Annotated in this window: 15 protein-coding genes and 2 tRNA genes; 10 read left to right on the forward strand and 7 right to left on the reverse strand. The window is 72.7% G+C overall.

What is annotated here, in order from left to right; genetic code table 11:
* Positions 1–60: 60 nt before the first annotated feature.
* Positions 61–134: transfer RNA gene (locus tag H9L09_RS09120), tRNA-Ile, on the forward strand.
* 52 nt (positions 135–186) lie between these two features.
* On the opposite strand, the gene H9L09_RS09125 is transcribed toward H9L09_RS09120, so the two are convergent.
* Both H9L09_RS09125 and H9L09_RS09130 read right to left on the reverse strand, forming a co-directional pair.
* A complete protein-coding gene (locus tag H9L09_RS09125; RefSeq protein ID WP_187580292.1) occupies positions 187–711 on the reverse strand; it encodes a hypothetical protein in 525 nt (174 codons plus the stop codon).
* Between the two features lie 70 nt (positions 712–781).
* Entirely contained in the window at positions 782–2,416 is a 1,635-nt protein-coding gene (locus H9L09_RS09130; protein ID WP_187580293.1) for a GGDEF domain-containing protein, read from the reverse strand.
* A gap of 185 nt (positions 2,417–2,601) precedes the next feature.
* Here H9L09_RS09130 and H9L09_RS21590 point away from each other — a divergent pair, with 185 nt between their 5' ends.
* Positions 2,602–2,733 carry a DLW-39 family protein gene (locus H9L09_RS21590; RefSeq protein ID WP_223164275.1) on the forward strand — a complete coding sequence of 44 codons (132 nt, stop codon included), beginning with the start codon at positions 2,602–2,604 and terminating at the stop codon, positions 2,731–2,733.
* A 36-nt stretch (positions 2,734–2,769) separates the two neighbouring features.
* Positions 2,770–2,845, forward strand: a tRNA-Ala gene (locus H9L09_RS09135).
* A gap of 16 nt (positions 2,846–2,861) precedes the next feature.
* Here the strand turns inward: H9L09_RS09135 and H9L09_RS09140 are convergent.
* Positions 2,862–4,610: a diguanylate cyclase gene (locus H9L09_RS09140; protein WP_187580294.1), complete on the reverse strand. Its 1,749-nt coding sequence runs from the start codon at positions 4,608–4,610 to the stop codon at positions 2,862–2,864.
* A 616-nt stretch (positions 4,611–5,226) separates the two neighbouring features.
* Positions 5,227–6,048 carry an MBL fold metallo-hydrolase gene (locus H9L09_RS09145; RefSeq protein WP_187580295.1) on the reverse strand — a complete coding sequence of 274 codons (822 nt, stop codon included), beginning with the start codon at positions 6,046–6,048 and terminating at the stop codon, positions 5,227–5,229.
* A 77-nt stretch (positions 6,049–6,125) separates the two neighbouring features.
* Between H9L09_RS09145 and H9L09_RS09150 the strand changes: the two genes are divergently transcribed.
* The 4 genes from H9L09_RS09150 to H9L09_RS09165 are packed head-to-tail and all read left to right on the forward strand — an operon-like array spanning position 6,126 to position 9,322.
* Positions 6,126–6,953 carry an SURF1 family protein gene (locus H9L09_RS09150; protein WP_187580296.1) on the forward strand — a complete coding sequence of 276 codons (828 nt, stop codon included), beginning with the start codon at positions 6,126–6,128 and terminating at the stop codon, positions 6,951–6,953.
* A complete protein-coding gene (locus H9L09_RS09155) occupies positions 6,950–7,369 on the forward strand; it encodes a DUF3817 domain-containing protein (RefSeq protein ID WP_187580297.1) in 420 nt (139 codons plus the stop codon). The genes H9L09_RS09150 and H9L09_RS09155 overlap by 4 nt, the downstream gene beginning before the upstream one ends.
* Before the next feature lie 7 nt (positions 7,370–7,376).
* Positions 7,377–8,207, forward strand: coding sequence for a patatin-like phospholipase family protein (locus H9L09_RS09160; protein ID WP_187580298.1), 831 nt, complete (start codon positions 7,377–7,379; stop codon positions 8,205–8,207).
* Positions 8,204–9,322 (forward strand): 1-acyl-sn-glycerol-3-phosphate acyltransferase, encoded by a 1,119-nt coding sequence (locus H9L09_RS09165; protein ID WP_223164276.1) that lies wholly within the window; start codon positions 8,204–8,206, stop codon positions 9,320–9,322. The genes H9L09_RS09160 and H9L09_RS09165 overlap by 4 nt, the downstream gene beginning before the upstream one ends.
* Here the strand turns inward: H9L09_RS09165 and H9L09_RS09170 are convergent.
* A complete protein-coding gene (locus tag H9L09_RS09170; protein ID WP_187580299.1) occupies positions 9,309–9,965 on the reverse strand; it encodes a hypothetical protein in 657 nt (218 codons plus the stop codon). The genes H9L09_RS09165 and H9L09_RS09170 overlap by 14 nt on opposite strands.
* Positions 9,966–10,175: 210 nt before the next feature.
* Between H9L09_RS09170 and H9L09_RS09175 the strand changes: the two genes are divergently transcribed.
* A complete protein-coding gene (locus H9L09_RS09175; protein WP_187580300.1) occupies positions 10,176–10,697 on the forward strand; it encodes a peptidylprolyl isomerase in 522 nt (173 codons plus the stop codon).
* A 122-nt stretch (positions 10,698–10,819) separates the two neighbouring features.
* The gene (locus H9L09_RS09180) at positions 10,820–11,647 is read left to right on the forward strand and encodes a rhomboid family intramembrane serine protease (protein ID WP_223164277.1); all 828 of its coding nucleotides are present in this window, start codon (positions 10,820–10,822) and stop codon (positions 11,645–11,647) included.
* Between the two features lie 452 nt (positions 11,648–12,099).
* Here H9L09_RS09180 and H9L09_RS09185 read toward each other — a convergent pair whose 3' ends face one another.
* Entirely contained in the window at positions 12,100–12,534 is a 435-nt protein-coding gene (locus H9L09_RS09185; RefSeq protein WP_246456383.1) for a cell division protein CrgA, read from the reverse strand.
* Between the two features lie 140 nt (positions 12,535–12,674).
* Here H9L09_RS09185 and H9L09_RS09190 point away from each other — a divergent pair, with 140 nt between their 5' ends.
* A complete protein-coding gene (locus H9L09_RS09190; RefSeq protein WP_187580301.1) occupies positions 12,675–13,547 on the forward strand; it encodes a DUF881 domain-containing protein in 873 nt (290 codons plus the stop codon).
* A gap of 11 nt (positions 13,548–13,558) precedes the next feature.
* Here H9L09_RS09190 and pknB read toward each other — a convergent pair whose 3' ends face one another.
* The gene (gene pknB / locus H9L09_RS09195) at positions 13,559–15,262 is read right to left on the reverse strand and encodes a Stk1 family PASTA domain-containing Ser/Thr kinase (RefSeq protein WP_343065231.1); all 1,704 of its coding nucleotides are present in this window, start codon (positions 15,260–15,262) and stop codon (positions 13,559–13,561) included.
* Between the last annotated feature and the right edge of the window lie 97 nt (positions 15,263–15,359).

The following is a 15,359-nucleotide window of genomic DNA, read 5'->3' on the forward strand; positions in this document are numbered from 1 at the left end:
CCCATGCGGTAATCTCTGCCGTCGGCGTCGCACCCCCCGCGGGTGCTGGTCGTCGGCTGCGGGCCTATAGCTCAGACGGTTAGAGCGCTTCCCTGATAAGGAAGAGGTCAGAGGTTCAAGTCCTCTTAGGCCCACAGACACTCAGACACCCCCGATGGCCGGCAGCAACCCGGCCAGCGGGGGTGTCTACTTTCCGGCCGGATCGCTCGGCAGGTAGCACCGCAGCCGGCGCAGCACCGGGCCGCCGTCGCGGGGGTCGCGAGTCAGCTCGAGCAGGCCGTCGGCGAAGACTCCGCGCGTCGCCTCCGCGGTCAGCGCCTCCCAGGCATGCCGGGGCAGCGTCGTCGACCCGAGCAGGTCCGCACCGATCCGGACGTCGGCGCTCGGCTCCGGGGACCGGACCTCCAGCCAGACGTTCAGCTTGCGCTCGTCGCTGTCGCTGTCCCTGTCGGTGGGCGGCACCTCCCGGAGCCCGCGACGCAGCAGCTGCCGGGACCCCCGGCCCGGGAGCAGGTCGAGCACCACCAGGTCGAGCGGTTCGTGGAAGTGCTTGAGGACCACGTCGTTGCTGCGATGGACCTTGCTTAGGGCGCGATGACCGGGGGGCATCCGCATCCACCTGATCTGCGGGTCCGTCAGCTCCCGGAGGCGCTGGAGCAGCTCGCGCCACGAGCCCGCGGCTTCCCGCCCGCTGTCACCCTTGCCGTCCATCGCTACCAGTGTCGCCGCCCCGCGTCGGCGCACCGGTCAGCGGCAGCCGCGACGCGCCGACCCGACCCGCTCAGGAGCCGGTCGTCGTCGCGACCTCCTCCGCCAGCACCGCCCGGCCCTTGCCCGCCGACTTCGCGGCGTACATCGCCTGGTCGGCCAGGCGCAGCAGCAGGTCACCGCCGCTGAGCCCGTGTCCTGCGTGGGGGTCCCCGGGTGCGGGCGCGGGGTCGGTCCCGGGGTCGGGCAGCCCGCCCGTTGTTGCCGAACGGTCCGCGGAGCGCCGCTGCTCCGGCCCGCCCGGGGCGGGCCCCACCCGGTGGTGCGCCACCCCGACGCTGACGGTGACCTGCACGGTCAGACCCCGCAGCTCGACCGGCTCGGCCATCCGGGCCACGAGCCGCTCGGCGACCTGGGTGGCGTCCTCGGGGTCCTCGAGGAGTACGGCGAACTCGTCGCCGCCGACCCGGGCCACCGTGTCCTGGCCCCGGACACATTCACGCAGCCGGGTCGCCACCACCTGCAGCAGCAGGTCGCCCACGTCGTGACCGTGCTGGTCGTTCACCTGCTTGAAGTCGTCGAGGTCGCAGAAGAGCAGCCCTACGTCGTGGCCGCTGCGCAGCATCGCGTGGTCGAGCCGGTCGGTGAACAGCGCCCGGTTGGCCAGTCCGGTCAGCGCGTCGTGGAGCGCCTGGAACTCGAGCTGGTCGCGGGCGGTGCCGAGGGCGACGTACAGCCGCTGGTTCTCGGCCATCGCAAGGAACTGGCGCCCGAGGACCAGCACCACCAGGACCATCCCGAGGCCCAGGTCGACCACCGGCGGCTCCGCGGACGCGGTCAGGACGCCGTAGGAGACGGCGATGCCGGCGGCGGTGACCGGGATGTAGGGAAGGGCGGCCGCCACCAGCGAGGGTGTGGAGTGCGCGGGGCCGGCGATCACCGGCAGGGGGTGCCGGGCCCGGCTCCGCTCGAGCGCGGCCGCCGCGCCGACGAGCAGGAAGCCGAACACCCAGCCGCTGCTGACCACGTCGGCGGAGGTGTAGTCACCCAGGCTCACCAGGTAGAGGTAGGCGCTGTCGGCCAGGGCCAGGGCACCCAGGCCGAGCGCGAGCAGCAGCAGGACCGGCCTCTCCGCGGACCGGCCGCGGGTGACGGCCAGCAGGACCAGGGTCCCGAGGATGACGTCGCTGATCGGGTACGCCACCGACAGCGCGAGCCCGGTCGAGCCGTCGGAGCTGTCGGCGGCGGCCGCGCCGAGGCTGGTGACCCAGGAGAGCACCAGCAGCGACACCGCGATGATCGCGCCGTCCAGCACGTCCCGGCCACGTGCGGCCGCGTGCGCCTGGGACTGGTCGCCGAGCCAGTCCAGCAGACCCACGCCGGTGAGGATCGGAAAGAGCAGGAAGCCGACGTCGGCGAGCGAGGGGAACGGCACCTCGGTGCCGAGGACCACTTCGTACCACGTCCAGACCAGCTGCCCGGCGGCCCAGGAGCCGACCCCGAGGGCCAGCGCACGCCACGCACGCGCGTGGGCGTGAGGTGAGCGCGAGGCCAGCCAGCACAGCACGGTCGCGAGGACCACTGCCAGCAGCTGGCCCAGGTCGCTGACCAGCAGCTGGCCGGTCGCGCCGAGGCCGGGGATCTCCAGCAGCAGCACGAAGAGCGCGCCGAGCAGCAGCGCGACGACGGCATGGACGAACCCGCGCACGACGCATCCCACCCCTCTGCGAACCCGCAGCACCCCCGAGGCTCCCCAGCCCCTTGCCATCCCCCGCCAGAGTACGGCCGGCACCGGACAAGAGGGGGCAAATCATCCGGAATGCCCGGCCGCGTCGGCCGTGACCTGCTGTTGGTACAGTGCTCGCGCCGTACGACGTTGGGGAAGGATCACCCGTGAAGAAGCTGCTGCTCGTCGCTCTCGCCGCCGCAGGCGCCGTCATCGCCCGCAACAAGATGAAGGCCGGCCAGCAGGAGCAGGCGCTGTGGGCCGAGGCGACTGACAACGTCACCTCGCACCGAGGCTGAGACCCCGGGCCCGTCCGGCTCCGGACGGCGCCCACCGGGGCCATGGCGCAATTGGTAGCGCACCTGCTTTGCAAGCAGGGGGTTAGGGGTTCGAGTCCCCTTGGCTCCACCACATCCTGCAGCGTGGCTCAGCGGCCGGGCAACGCCGACATCACGCGGTCCCGGCCGGCGTGCTTGGCGGCGTACAGCGCGGCATCGGCCTTGGCGACCATCTCGGTGTGGTGGGCCATCGCGCCGATCCGCTCGGCGACCCCGGCCGAAGCGGAGACCATCACACCGGTCTCCGGGATCGTCACCGCCGCGATCGCCGCCCGGATCCGCTCGGCCACCGGCTCCGCATCGACCAGGCCGGTCTCGCGCAGCAGCACCGCGAACTCCTCGCCGCCGTACCGGTAGGCGGTGTCGGAGGTCCGCAGCGCCGAGGAGAGTGCCGCTGCGACGGCACGCAGCACCTCGTCGCCGAACAGGTGCCCGTGGGTGTCGTTGAGCGTCTTGAAGTGGTCGAGGTCGACCATCACCAGGCTGAGCGGGCGGCCGTAGCGGCGACAGCGCTGCCACTCGTCGTCGATGTCGGCCTCGAAGCGGCGTCGGTTCGGCAGCTGGGTGAGCCCGTCGAGGTGCGCGAGCTCGCGGGCCTCGCTGTGCAGCTTCGCGCTCTCCAGCGCGGCGCTGGCCGTGGACAGCAGCGCCTCGAGCACCGCCTCGGTGTCGTCGTCGACGACGGTGACCTCGGTCTGCAGCACCCCGACCACCATCCCGGCCAGGACCAGCGGGTAGGCCCGGGCCTGGTCCAGCGTCGTGGGGCGCGCCTCGGCGGCGGCCGCGGCGACGACGGCGGGCACCGCGATCCCGCTCGGGGGTACGGCGCCGTGCGGGTCGTCGCTGCGGGAGCTGATCACGAACTGCTGGTGCTCGTCGCGCACCCACAACAGGGTGGCCGACCCGAGCAGGTCGGCGGCCGCCTCGGTGACGCTGATCGAGACGTAGCGCACGCTAAGGCTGCCGGAGATCTCGCGGGCCACCCGGACGACGGTCTCGAAGCGGCTGGCCAGCAGCTCCAGCCGCTCCTCGCGCGCGCCGGCCTCCGACCGGGCCTGGCCCAGGTTCTCGGCCAGCTCGCCCAGCGCGCTGCCGATCGCGTCGATCTCACGGACCCCGCTGACCCGGGCCCGGGCGGTGAGGTCGCCGTCATTGAGGGCGGCGATGGTGTCGAGCAGCCGGTCGACCGGCACCACCACGTCGTCCTGGAGCTGCCGGCGGCGGCGCAGCGCGAGCAGGCCGGTGCCGATCAGCACGAACAGGTAGCAGAACATCACCGTCACCAGCGCGGTGCGCTGAGCGGCGACGGCGGCGGCGCGCCGGTCCAGGATCAGCGAGGTGCTGCGGGCGTCGGCGGCCCGGTAGGCGTCGAAGCTGGCCTTGCCCTCGCGCAGGAAGTCGACGAGCTCGGAGCGCGACTGCTCGGCCGGCACAACGTCGGCCGCGCGGGCCGCCCAGCGCTCGAAGTCCGCCCGGGCGAGCAGCACCTTCACCACCTGGTCGGTGATCCCGGCCTCGGCCTCGCCGTCGATCTCCCGCAGCAGCCGCTCCTCGGCCGCGTCGGCGTTGCCCCGACCGTCGATGTACGGCGCGAGGAACTCCCGCTCGCCGGTCGCGAGCCAGCCGCGCAGGCCGGTCTCCTGGTCGAGCATGCCGAGCTGCAGCACGCGCGCCTGGTAGCCGATCCGGAGGTAGCGCTCCACGTGAGGCTGGGAGACCAGCAACAGGTAGCCGCTGGTCAGCAGGCTGAGCAGCAGCATCGCCAGCACCATGAGCAGGGTCAACCGCTGGCTGCGAAGCAGCTCCTGCACGAGGCCGCGGGTGCCGTGCTGTGCCATCTCACCACGCCGTCGTCCTGGGAGCGGGCGATGCCCGATTCGGGGTAATTCAAACAGGTCGGGCGGTCTGTGCGCAGGCGTTCGGCTCAGTCGGTGCGGTCGCGCAACCGGTCGAACTCGACCGCGGCTCCCACGCGTCGAGTCGGCGCATCTGCAGCGCTTCCACCCGTCGAGTCGGCGCATCTGCAGCGCTCCTACCCGCCGAGTCGGCGCATCTGCAGCCCTTGCACCCGTCGAGTCGGCGCATCTGCAGCGCTCCTACCCGCCGAGTCGGCGCATCTGCAGCGCTGCGTTCCCGGGCACCGGGCCGCGCCCCTGCCGGCACGGTCCGGCAACAGTCGCACTGGCTGCGTCCTCGTTGCTGTCGATTCGCTCTGGAGCGGCAACGCGCACGCATGGTGCGCGCTCGTTGCTTCCCGGAATGGCACCCGACTGCCCACCTGCGGTCCCGGCCTGAACCTGCAGATGCGCCGACTCGGCGGGGTCCAGGGCTGCAGATGCGCCGATTGGGCAGGGTTCAGACCTGCAGATGCGCCGACTCGGCAGGGTGCAGAGCTGCAGATGCGCCGCCTCGGCAGGGCCAGACGTGCAGATGCGCCGACTCGGCGGGTTCGGGTCAGTCGGTGCGGCCGCGCAACCGGTCGAACTCGACAGCGTCGTGGGCCGAGAACATCGTCACGTCACCGCCGCGCGGGTCCGCGTGCAGCTCGCGCAGCCGGTCCTGGTTGGCGTGCCGCTGCCCGCGGTCCATCTGCACCAGCGACTGGAAGGCGCGCAGCCCCACCGGGCACTGACGCGGCGTCTCGACCTCGCCGTGGAAGAAGTAGGCGTCCCCGCAGTGCAGCAGCCACCCCCCGGAGGGCCGCCGCACCGCGACCGCGCTGTGGCCGCGGGTGTGCCCCGGCAGCGGCACCAGGAGTACGTCGTCGCCGACGACCGGCAGCGCACCGAAGCCGAACCAGTCCACGGCCGCACCGGCCTCGTGCGTGGCCCAGGTCGCCGCGTCCCACTGCACCGGCAGGTAGCGGCCCTTCTCCCGCGGGCTGCGCCGGGCCTGCGCGGCGGCCAGCTCCTCGGCGCTCACGTGCACCCGGGCCTCAGGGAAGTCCGGGATCCCGCCGGCGTGGTCCAGGTCGAGGTGCGTCAGCACCAGGTCGCGCACATCGCGCGGGTCCAGGCCGAGCGCCTGCACCTGCGCGAGCGCGGTCTCGGCGGGGTCGAGGGCGGCGCCGACCAGCCGCGCGAAGCCCGGCCCGAGCCGCTTCGGGTCCGCCACGTCCCGGGCGCCGATCCCGGTGTCGACGAGGGTGAGCCCGGCGTCGGACTCGATCAGCAGGCAGTGCGCCACCAGCCGCTCGGGCATCACCCCGAGCCGGGCGGCCGCCGGGCGCATCGTCGCGCAGTTGAGGTGGTGGATCCGGGTGATCGCGGCGCTCATGGCGCCCACAGTGGCACAGCCCACAGCACGGGACGGCCCGACGTGCGCACCGGCCCCGCCGCCGTACGCTCGATGTCGTGGTCCGCACCCTGCTCGCCCCCCGGATGCTGGCGCTGCACGCGCTCGGCGTGCTGGCGGTGACCGCGGCGGTGCTGCTCGGCCTCTGGCAGTACGGCGCCTGGCAGACCGGCCGCGAGCTGGAGGCGCGGGACCTCGCCGGCGCCACCCCGCAGCCGCTGGGCGACGTGCTCACCGCCGACGCGCCGTTCCCCAACGACCAGGTCGGCCGTCCGGTGACCTTCGCCGGCCGGTGGCTGCCGCGGAGCACCTTCGAGGTCAGCGACCGGCGCCTCGAGGGCCGCACCGGCCGGTGGCTGGTGACGCCGGTCGCGGTCTGCGCCGACCGCTCCGCGGCCGACTGCGCCGAGGCGCCCGCGATGCTGGTGGTCCGTGGCTGGCTGGCGCCCGACGCGCCGCGGCCGGGCCCGCCCCGCGGCACCGTCGCGCTCACCGGCTGGCTGCAGCCCGGCGAGGGCCAGGGCATCCCCGACCCGGACCCGCGCGACGACGTACTCCCCGAGCTGCGGATCGCCAGCGCCATCCAGAAGGTCGACCAGGACCTGTACGGCGGCTACGTGATCGCCCGGGACCTGGCCGGGCCCGCCGCCGCAGGGCTCGAGCCGGTCACGCCGGCCTCGCTGCCGGAGCCGTCGGGCTTCACGTCGCTGCGCAACCTGCTCTACGCGCTGGAGTGGTGGGTCTTCGGTGGCTTCGCGGTCTACCTGTGGGTGCGCTGGGTGCGCGACGAGCTGGCCGGCCGGCACGACGAACCCCCGGGCGACGGCGGTCCGGACCCGGACGGGGAGCCGCACGTGGACACCGCTGGGATACGGTCGACCTCGTGAACGCCGCCCTGCTCCGCTACCGCGTCATGGCGACCGTCGTGGGGGTCCTGCTCGTCGTGCTGATCCTCATCGGGGTCCCGCTGGCGAACTTCGACGGCACCGCGATGTGGACCATCTTCCCCTCCACGCCGCTGATCTGGCCCGACGGCAGCACTGCGCACGCCGTCGGCGAGGCGATCACCACCTACCTCGGCATCGCCCACGGCTGGCTCTACATGCTCTTCCTGGTGACCGCGTTCCTGCTCTCCCGCAAGGCCCGGTGGGACATCCCGTTCACCCTGGTGACCCTCCTGTGCGGCACCATCCCGCTGGTCTCCTTCTGGGCCGAGCGGCGCGCGACCCGGCGGGTCCGCGCCCAGATGGCCGGCTCCGGCACGAACGGCGGCCCCGGCGCGACCGTGCCCTCGGACCGCTGAGCCGGCAGTGAGCGCGTCCCGCACCGCGTTCGTCCTGGGTGGCGGCGGGCTGCTCGGCGCGGTCGAGGTCGGGATGCTCCGGGCGCTCTTCGACGCCGGGATCGCGCCCGACTTGGTGCTCGGCACCTCGGTCGGGGCGCTCAACGGGGCCTTGGTGGCCGCTGATCCCGGACCGGGGGTGATCGACCGGCTGGTCGGGCTGTGGGAGAGCGCGGCGAGCAGCAAGGACGTGTACGGCGACGGGCCGGTGCGCCAGGTCCGGCGGGCCGTGCGCACCGGCACCCACCTGCACTCCAGCCGGCCCCTGCGCGCGCGGCTGCAGGCCGAGCTCGGCGAGCGGACCTTCGCCGACCTCGCCGTGGAGTTCCAGTGCTGCGCCGCGAGCATCGAGCGGGCGGCCGAGCACTGGTTCACCGAGGGCCGGGTGGTGGACGCGGTCGTCGCCAGCGCCGCCGTACCCGGGCTGCTGCGTCCCGCCGTCGTCGAGGGGGAGCACTACCTCGACGGCGGGATCGTGAACTCGATCCCGGTGGGCCGTGCGGTGGAGCAGGGCGCGGACCGGATCTTCGTGCTGCAGGTGGGCCGGGTCGACCGGCCGCTGACCCCGCCGCGCAAGCCGTGGGAGGTCGCCCGGGTCTCCTTCGAGATCGCCCGCCGGCACCGGTTCCACCGGGAGATGGCCGCGCTGCCGGCCGGCGTCACCGCGCACGTGCTGCCCACCGGCGGAAGCACCGAGCGCGACGACAGCCTGCTGTCCTACCGCGACTTCCGGGCGGTGATGCGGCGCATCGACGCGGCCCACCGGGCCTCCACCCGCTACCTCGAGGAGCTCGCGTGAGCGGGTTGTTCCGGCGGGTGGTGCTGGCGCCGCTGCTGATCGTGCTGACGGTGCTGCTGCTGACCACGATCCCGCTGTGGCTGCTGGTCGCCATCGTGCTGAGCCCGGTGGTCAAGGGCCGGCTGCGACCGCTGCGGCTGCTCTCGCTGATGCTGATGCACCTCGTGCTCGAGAGCCTGATGCTGGTCGAGCTGTTCGGCCTCTGGATCGCCTCGGGGTTCGGGATCTTCATCCGGCGGCCGTTCTTCCAGCGCATCCACTACGACATCGTGCAGACCTACCTGGTGGTGTTCTTCCGGGAGGCGCGGCGCGTGCTGCGGCTCAAGATCGTCACCGAGGGGCCCGCTCCCGACGCGCACCCGGGCGAGCCGCTGCTGGTCTGCTGCCGGCACGCGGGCCCCGGTGACTCGTTCACGCTGATGTACGCCCTCATGCACTGGTACGGCCGCGAGCCGCGGGTGGTCCTCAAGGACACCCTGGCCTGGGACCCCGCCATCGACGTGATCCTCAACCGGCTGCCCAGCCGGTTCATCTCGCCGGGGCGACCGGGCCAGGACCTCGAGCAGCAGGTCGGGGCGCTCGCGGCCAACCTCGACGAGAACGACGCCTTCGTGATCTTCCCCGAAGGCGGCAACTTCACCCCGGCCCGCCGGCAGAAGGCGATCGACAAGCTGCGCCGGATGGGCCTCGAGGCGATGGCGCAGCGGGCCGAGCGGATGGAGAACGTGCTGGCCCCCGGCCGGGCGGTCTGCTCGCGGCGCTGGACGCCGCTCCGGACGCCGACGTGGTCCTGGTCGCGCACACCGGGCTCGACCACCTGCTCACGGTCGGCGACCTGTGGCGCGAGCTGCCGATGGACAAGCAGATCATCATGCGCTGGTGGCGGGTGCCCCGCGCGGAGATCCCCGCGGGACGGGAGGAGCGCATCGACTGGCTCTACTCCTGGTGGGAGCGCATCGACGAGTGGATCGACGAGCACCGGCCCGTGGACCTGCCGCCCCGGGGCCGGCGTACCCGCGGCGGCAGCCCTGCCTCCGGTGCAGCCCGGACGCACAGGAGCCGCTGACCCTCGGCCAGCGGCTCCTCGTGCGGTGCGGGCGGTCAGTCCCGCTTGATGTCGATCGTCTCCGCGGGGTTGTCCGGCGTGGTGGCGGTGTGCGGCTCGGTGGCCGCATCGGCCGCGACCACGTCGGGGGAAGCCCCGCCGGTGTCGTTGCCCTGCTCACCCTCGCCGGCCGCGACCGTGGAGTCCTCGGCGCGGTGGGTGCCGGTGTTGGTGGCGCTCGGCGGCGTCGGCGGGGTCGGCGACTGCCAGGTGGTGGTCGCCGGTCGCGACGACATCTTCTTGGCCACGAACGCGACCACGCCACCGAGGCCGAGCACGACCAGCAGGTTGCGCAGCCGGTGCGTCTGCTTCGGCGCCTCGACCTCGCCGCGCAGGGCGGCCACGGCGGCCTTGCCGCGCTTCGCGGTCTCCTCGCGGACGTCCTCGGTCGCCTCGTTGGCGGCCGCGACCGCCGCGGTGAGCGCCGGGAGAACCTCGGTGGTGAACCTGGTCCTGGCGTCCTGCACCACCGGGGTCGCCTTGTCGCGGGCGTCGGCGATGACCGGTCCGGCCTTCTCCCGCGCCTCGGCGATCAGCGGGGCGGTCTTCTCGCGGGCCATCTCGACCGACGGAGCGATCCGCTCGGCCAGGTCACTGGCGAGCTCGCTCGCGCGGTCCGCCACGGTCGTGCCGGACTTCTTGGACTTCGGCATCCTGGTGATGCCTCCTCTCGTTCTCACTCGGTCGCACTGCCTCGTTCGCACTGCCCGTTCCTGCCTCGATCATGCCCGGTGCCGCGTCCTGGATAAACCCGCCGTCCGGGTCATGCGGCTCACGTCCGACCGCTGGTGGGCGGGGACCCGGCCGCCTTGTCGCCCGTGGGAAGATCGGGGCGACCCTGGTCCGAACAAGAAAGGCACCACGTGTCCGAGACGTACGCAACGCTCAAGACCAACCACGGCGACATCGTCGTGCACCTGTTCGAGAACCACGCCCCGACGACCGTGGAGAACTTCGTCGGTCTCGCCGAGGGGACGAAGGAGTACGCCGACCCGAAGTCCGGCCAGAAGACCACCGGGAAGTTCTACGACGGTCTCGGCTTCCACCGGATCATCAGCAACTTCATGATCCAGGGCGGTTGCCCGCTGGGCACCGGCACCGGCGGTCCGGGCTACACCTTCAAGGACGAGTTCCACCCCGAGCTGCAGTTCGACCGCCCGTACCTGCTCGCGATGGCTAACGCCGGGCCGGGCACCAACGGCTCGCAGTTCTTCATCACGCTGGCGCCGACCGACTGGCTGAACCGCAAGCACACGATCTTCGGCGAGGTCGAGGACGAGGCCAGCCGCAAGGTCGTCGACGAGATCGGCGCGGTCCGCACCGGACCCGGCGACCGTCCGGTCGAGCCGGTCGTGCTGGAGTCGGTCGAGGTGGAGCGGCGCTGAGCACGCCCGACGCCCCGCAGTCCGGGACCCCTGCTCCGGGGGTCCCGGTCTGCTACCGGCACGCCGACCGCGAGACCCACATCCGCTGCCAGCGCTGCGACCGGCCGATCTGTCCGGACTGCATGCGCGACGCCGCGGTCGGTTTCCAGTGCCCCTCGTGCATCGCCGAGGGTGCTCGCACCACCCGGCAGGGCCGGCTCGCGTACGGCGGCAGCCGCTCCGCCAACCCGGCGCTGACCTCGCAGATCCTCATCGCGCTGAACGCCGCGGTGTTCCTGCTCCTCGCGGCCACCGGCGGCAGCTCGAGCCCCTGGCTGCTGCGCCTCGCGCTGCTGCCGACCGGCCGCTGCGGCCTCGTCGACGGCCGCGGCTACCTCCCGAGCCTCGACCAGGCCCAGTGCGACGCAGCCGGAGCCGCGCTCCAGTGGTTCCCCGGGGTCTCCGACGGCGCCTACTGGCAGCTGCTGACCTCGGCCTTCACCCATCTCGACCTGTGGCACATCGGCTTCAACATGGTGGCGCTGTGGGTGCTGGGACCCCAGCTCGAGATGGTCCTCGGCCGGACCCGTTTCCTCGCGGTCTACCTGCTGTCCGCGCTCGCCGGCAGCACGCTGGTCTACTGGGCCAGCGGTCTCGACACCCCCACCATCGGCGCCTCCGGCGCGATCTTCGGGCTGATGGGGGCGCTGCTGGTCGTGGCCTACAAGGTCCGCGCCAACGTCTCGCAGCTGCTGGTCTGGATCGGCCTGAACTTCCTGCTGACCGTGCTCGGCCGCTCCTTCATCTCCTGGCAGGGCCACCTCGGCGGCTTCCTCGGCGGCGTGCTGATCGCCGCCGTACTCGTCTACGCCCCACGCGCAGGACGTCAGCGGTGGCAGGCCGCCGGCCTCGGCGCGATCAGCGTCGTACTGCTGGCGCTGCTCGTGGTCCGCACCGCCATCCTCGCCTGACCCGGCCACGCGAGCGATGCGCCGCCGACCGCAACCGCGGCTGTGCGCGATTCCGGCGCGCAAAAGGGACCGCTGGGCAGCCACCAGCGAGGCTGTGCGCGATTCCGGCGCGCGAAACGCGCCGCCGGGCCGCCACGACCGCGGCTGTGCGCGATTCCGGCGCCAGCCCGGGCGACTGGTCCAGACCGGCCCCGGCGCGAAGGTTGCGCGTCTCGCCGCGGGGGTACCCCGACATCACCGGAACTGCACCGAGCGCCCGCACTCGTGTCACCCCCGGGCCGCAGCAAAAGATATCCACATTGGGGATAACTCATGTGGATGAATTCCACCGGTGTCATTCGTGTGCACAGGCCCGTCCACAGATGTGCAGAACCGGTGCCCCGCAGCAGCGGGACACCGGTCCGTGGACGAGAGGCCGACCCCCCGGTCGAGGGGGAGCAGGCGGCGTGGGGCTACTCCCAGCGCGTGGCGTAGACGAAGCCGACGGCCATGAAGCCGATGCCGACGACGAGGTTGTACTGGCCGAGGTTCTTCATCACCGGGATGCTCAGGTCCTGCCCGGTGATGTAGTAGACGACGATCCAGATGAGGCCGAGCAGGAAGCAGCCGAGCATCCCGACCACGACCCCGCGGCCGCGGCCGAGCGGCGTGGCCGGGTGGGCGGCCAGCACGATGCCGAGAAAGATCAGGCCGAAGCCGATCAGGAAGTTCCACCGCATCAGGTCGCCCATCCAGGTCAGCTTCTCGCCGTCCTGCGCCACGTTGATGTAGACCACCATCCAGGCGATGCCGATGACCACGAGCGCGGCACACAGGATCGTCCGGGCGAGTGAGTACCCGCGGTCCGTGGTTGCTCCGGCCTGGTGGCGGGACGTGGGCTGGGGCACGGGTACTCCTCGATCGGGGGGCTGAGCGGTGTCGTGTCGTCAGTCGGGGTGGTGGCCGGGCAGCGTGCAGCACCTGCAACGGGTTTGCGGCCCTGGCTAGCCTAGTCGGGACGCTCCTCCCCGACGAAAGCAACCGACACGTGTCCGTCCCGGAACCCGGCAAGCAGCAGCACCCGGCCCCCCGCCGACGACCGCACCGTCAGGGCGCGCGCGAGCGGATCGGCGCAGCGGTCGCTGCCCGGTTGGGCTCCTACGGTCGCCGGTCGCTGGGTTGGCGGCTGGGCGCCCCGCTGGTGTTCGTGCTGGCCGGCGCGCTCTTCGTGACCAGCGCGGTGAGCTCGGGGGGCACGGACCTGCGGGCCGGGCGGTACGACGACCTGCCCGGTCTCGTCTCGGCGGAGGCCCGCCAGGTCAAGCAGCTGCGCCTGCGCCAGGAGGACCTCTCCGGCCAGGTGGACCAGCTGACCACCGCGCTCGGCGACACCCGGGCGTCCGCGGCCGAGGCGGAGGCCGCCGAGGTGGCGCAGGAGGCCGGCACGCAGGCGGTGCACGGTCCCGGGGTCACGGTCACCCTGACCGACGCTCCCGCGGAGTCCCTGGGCCGGGTCGCCGAGGACGAGGTCAACAACCTGGTGGTCCACGAGGGCGACATCCAGGCCGTGGTCAACGCGCTGTGGGACGGTGGCGCCGAGGCGATGACCATCCAGGGCCAGCGGATCGTCTCCACGACCGGCATCAAGTGCGTCGGGAACGCGGTGATCGTGAACGACGTCCCCTACGCGCCGCCCTACGTGATCTCGGCGATCGGCCCGGCCGGGGACATGCTCACCAGCCTGAACCAGAGCCCGTACATCGGCTTCTACCTCGAGGCGGTCGTCGACTACGACCTCGGCTGGGACGTGCAGGTCGAGGACGACATCACCGCGCCGGAGTTCACCGGTTCCACCGAGCTCAGCTACGCCCGCCCGGCGGGCGACGCCGGCGCCGCGACCAGCAACGACGACGGCACCTGAGCGCTCCCGGCTCAGCCCGAGGGGCTGGCCGAGGGGGAGCTGCTCGGGGTGGCCGTAGGCGACGGGGGCGCGCTGCTCGAGGGAGCGGCGGAGGGGGTCGGCGTGGGGCTGGGCTTCTCGTAGGAGGAGACCGTCAGCAGGATCCGGGTGCCCTGCGGCTGGGTGGTGTAGGCCTCGGGGCTCTGCTTGAGGACCTGTCCCTTGTCGGCGACCGTCTGGGAGTCGTAGGTGACCTCGACCTCGAAGCCGGCCCGGTCGAGCACCCGACGCGCCTCGGTCTCCTGCATGCCCACCACGCTCGGCACCTCGCGGGGGCCGGCCGACCAGTAGATCTTGACGGTGGAGCCCTTGCCGACGCTCTGCGCCGGCTCCGGGTCGGTCCGGATCACGGTGTTCTGCTCGGCGTCCGAGCGCTCGCGGACGAGCTCGGGCTGGAGGCCGGCGCTGCGGATCTCCGCGGCCGCCGCGTCCTTGTCCTTGCCGATCACGTAGGGCACCACCACGTCGGGGTTCCCGGTGGACAGGGTGATGTCCACCTCCGAGCCCGGGTCCACCGCGGTCATCGGATTGGGGTCCTGGGCGAGCACCCGGCCCTTGGCGACCTCGGTGGAGGCCTGCTTGTCCTCGTTGCCGAGGGTCAGGCCCTCCTCGTCGAGGGCACGCACGGCCTGACCGCGCGTCATCCCTTGCAGGTCGGGGACCGTCTTCTGCGCGGGCGCGGAGTCCAGCAGCATCGGACCGAGCACCGCCGCGCCGCCGAGCAGCGCGAGGATCGCCAGGACGACCACCACGATCGGCCACTTCTTGCGCGGCTCCTCCTCGTCACCGAGCTCGCGGCCCTGGAACATGGTGGTCTCGTGGGGACCGCGGTCACCGGGCATGAAGGCGGTGGCGGCGTCGGCGGCGGCCACCGCGGGGGCGACGACCGGCTTCCCGGCGAGGAACCGCTCGATGTCCGCGCGCATCGCCGCGGCGCTCTGGTAGCGCTCCTCGATGGGCTTGGCGAGCGCCTTCATCACGATCGCGTCGATCTCGGGAGCGAGGTCCTCGTCGAGGCTGGACGGGGGCGCCGCCACCTCGCGGACGTGCTGGTAGGCCACCGCCACCGGGCTCTCCCCGACGAACGGGGGTCGGCCGGTGAGCAGCTCGTAGAGCAGGCAGCCGGTGGAGTAGACGTCGCTGCGCGAGTCCACGGTCTCGCCGCGGGCCTGCTCGGGGGAGAGGTACTGCGCGGTCCCGACCACCGCCGCGGTCTGGGTCATCGTGGACGAGGCGTCGGCGATCGCGCGGGCGATGCCGAAGTCCATCACCTTGACGTCGCCGGACGGCGTCAACATCACGTTGGCCGGCTTGATGTCGCGGTGCACGATCCCGGCCCGGTGGCTGTAGTCGAGCGCGGCGAGCACCCCGGAGGTGATCTCCAGCGCCCGCTCCGGGAGGATCTTGCGCCCCTCGCGGAGGATCTCGCGCAACGTCCGGCCGGCGACGTACTCCATGACGATGTAGGGCTGCGGCACCCCGCTGCCGTCGGTCGCCATCTCCTCGCCGGTGTCGTAGACCGACACGATCGCCGGGTGGTTCAGGGACGCCGAGGCCTGTGCCTCCCGGCGGAAGCGGGCCTGGAAGGTCGGGTCGCTGGCCAGGTCGGTGCGCAGCCGCTTGATCGCCACGATCCGGCCCAGCCGGACGTCGGTGCCCTTGCGTACCTCGGCCATCCCGCCGCGGCCGAGCAGCTCACCGACCTCGTAGCGGCCGCCGATGCGGTGTCGCTCGCCTGCGGTTCCGTCGCTCACTGCGTCCTCGTCCTGTTCC

This window comes from Nocardioides mesophilus (genome assembly GCF_014395785.1).
Lineage (GTDB): Bacteria > Actinomycetota > Actinomycetes > Propionibacteriales > Nocardioidaceae > Nocardioides_B > Nocardioides_B mesophilus.